Here is a 2288-nt window from a genome sequence, read left to right as displayed (position 1 = left end):
GGGGTGTGGTCCGCGGGGTCGGCCCGCTGGGGGTGCCGTCGGGGAGGGTTGACGACGGCCGTGGCCGGGGTGGTGCGGGCGGCAGCGGACGTGGCGGGATGGTGTCCGCCTGACCGGCCAGGCCGGCTGGCTGCTTCGACAGCACCAGCTGTCGATCCCCACGGATCAGGACGAGCTCCGCGCTGTCCGGGTCGTTGATCCAGACCCGGTCACCGTCGACGCTCACCGTCAGCGCTGGCCTGCCAGCGTCCGCGCCGGTGAGGGCGGGGCCGGGCCTGATGGGTGTGGTGAAACTCCGCCGCCCGCGGTCGAAGACCAGGACGACGCCGCCGTCGTGGTCGGGCAGAAAGATCCGTTCGTCCTGCCAGACCGGGGCCGCCAACCGGCGCGCCGGCGCGGCCACCGGTTGCGCACCGCCCGGCCCGCCGGGCAGCCCGCCCGGTACGGGCGTGACCACGGCGGCGGCAGGTCCGTCTGGCCCGGCCTGCCCAGTCGCCCCGGCCACTCCAGCCACTCCAGCTGGCCCGGTCGGGCTGGTGAGGCCGGCGGGTCGGTCGATGTCGGGCAGTCCGGATGGCGCCGCGGCGGCGGCAGGCGTGCTGGCGGAGATCGTGCTGGCGGGAGGCACGCTGGCGGGGATGTCGATGGAGGTCACCCCGCCGCGCGCCAGGTCGGCGAGCAGGAGCCGGCCGGACCTCGTGTCGATCACAAGAACAAGGTCGCGGGGAGACCGGGCCGCCGCGACCAGAGCCGTGACGGACCCTCGAGCAGCGCCCGGACCTGCGCCGCCGTTAGCCGTGGCGCCGCCGTTAGCCGCTGTGGCACCGCTGTCACCTGTGGCACCGCCGGTTAGGACCGGTGTCGGTGCTGGTGCTGGTGCTGGTGCTGGTGTCGGTGTCGGTGTCGGCTGGCGGTATGGCGAGGGCGGTGGTTCGACCGGGTTGTCTGTCCACCAGGGGCACCAGGGTCGCTGCCGTGGCGTCCAGGACGACTGGCTGATCACCGGAGAGCACCATGTCGATGGCATGGCCCGGTGGGGCCACGCGGATCGGGGCGGCCGGCACGCCACGCATGATCGGTACCACCGAGCCGCTGGCCCGCACGGGTGCCCACAGCGTGCCGTCCGCCGTCTGGGCGGTGGTGCCGAGCGGACCGCCGAGATCCAGGGTCGGTCCGGTCGGCGTCAACCGCTTCCGGTCCAGGCGGATGACCCGCCCCGACGCGCTGTCGATGACCCCGACCGCGTCGGGTGCCACGTCGACGCTGGCCCCGGCGGGCAGGGTGACAGAGCGGGCCGGCGCCAGCCGTTGCGGCTCCACCAGGTGCAGCAGGTGCGCATCCGAGTCCGCGACCAGCAGGTCTGGGCCGTCCGCAAGGACCGTCAGGTGATGGCCCGCGGCGGCCGGGATGGTGATCGCCGCGTCGGCCCGTCCGGTGGTGCTCTGCAGATGGGTGATGAGGCCGGCGGTGTTCCAGGGCAGCCAGACATCCGCGTCCGAGGACGACAGCGCGACGGGTGCGATCCCCGTGGCGCAGAACACGACGGCGCCGGTGAGACCGGCCGCCGCCGCGGCCGAGATGACCGTGGCCATCCTGCGTCGCCCCTGCCCGAAGACCACGATGGGTTTCTCCCCCCATGCTCATGCCCCGACAGGGGGGGTGAGTAGGACCGCGGCACACAGGCACCGCGGCACGGCAGAAGCAGGAGTGCGCACGCGCCGCACGGCTGACCCGGTGCGAAAGGGGAGGCAGGGCGGTGTCCGTGCGAGCGTGCCACCCCGCCCATCCGCACGGACACCGCCTGGTGAGTGCCTTGGGAGGGGCGCAGCACTCACCATGACCCGTGCGCACTGCCCAATGCACACGGGAAGTAATTGTGTTTCGCGTCAATACATTGTTGGACGAGTGGCCGTCCGGTTGGGTGGCGCGTCCCTCTCGCCGGGTTAGACGCGACGCACCGCCGACAGGTTGCAACCTGATTGCTGCCAATCGTGATGATCTCTCGTCGGTGTAGCCGACCATCTCGAGACAACCTCGTCGGGTGACGGACATGTCTGCTGGCCGACCATCAGATCAACAACTTGTCCGGGTCGTGGCACAACGAAAGTCGTTCGTCCGTCGTCTACCGATGTGGAACGGGAACGCGCATTCGGCGACGGCCGGGCGGCGATCGTTCCCGGGCGGATCCCCCCACCGTCCGACTGGCGGACCGGGTCGGTCGTCCCCCCTACCGGCCTGGTCCGCCTTCCCATCCACGTCCCACGCTGTCGGTCCCGCCCGCCAGCCTC

General features: G+C 72.2%; 1 protein-coding gene and 1 pseudogene. Both read right to left on the bottom strand.

Annotated features, from left to right (window positions below):
• Positions 1-709 (bottom strand): annotated as a pseudogene (locus G6R24_RS20350) (hypothetical protein); the annotation flags it as partial.
• 121 nt (positions 710-830) lie between these two features.
• Positions 831-1592, bottom strand: coding sequence for a hypothetical protein (locus G6R24_RS20345; RefSeq protein ID WP_163550748.1), 762 nt, complete (start codon positions 1590-1592; stop codon positions 831-833).
• Positions 1593-2288: the final 696 nt, after the last annotated feature.

The sequence above is a fragment of the Candidatus Frankia nodulisporulans genome, assembly GCF_902806475.1.
In the GTDB taxonomy this organism is placed as follows: Bacteria; Actinomycetota; Actinomycetes; order Frankiales; family Frankiaceae; genus Frankia; species Frankia umida.
Note: the sequence above shows the minus strand (reverse complement) of the source record. Positions and strands in the feature narration are given on the sequence as shown.

Excerpts from the sequence above, each read along its gene's own strand:
- G6R24_RS20345 (WP_163550748.1), bottom strand. The coding sequence starts at position 1,592 with ATGGCCACGGTCATCTCGGCCGCGGCGGCGGCCGGTCTCACCGGCGCC.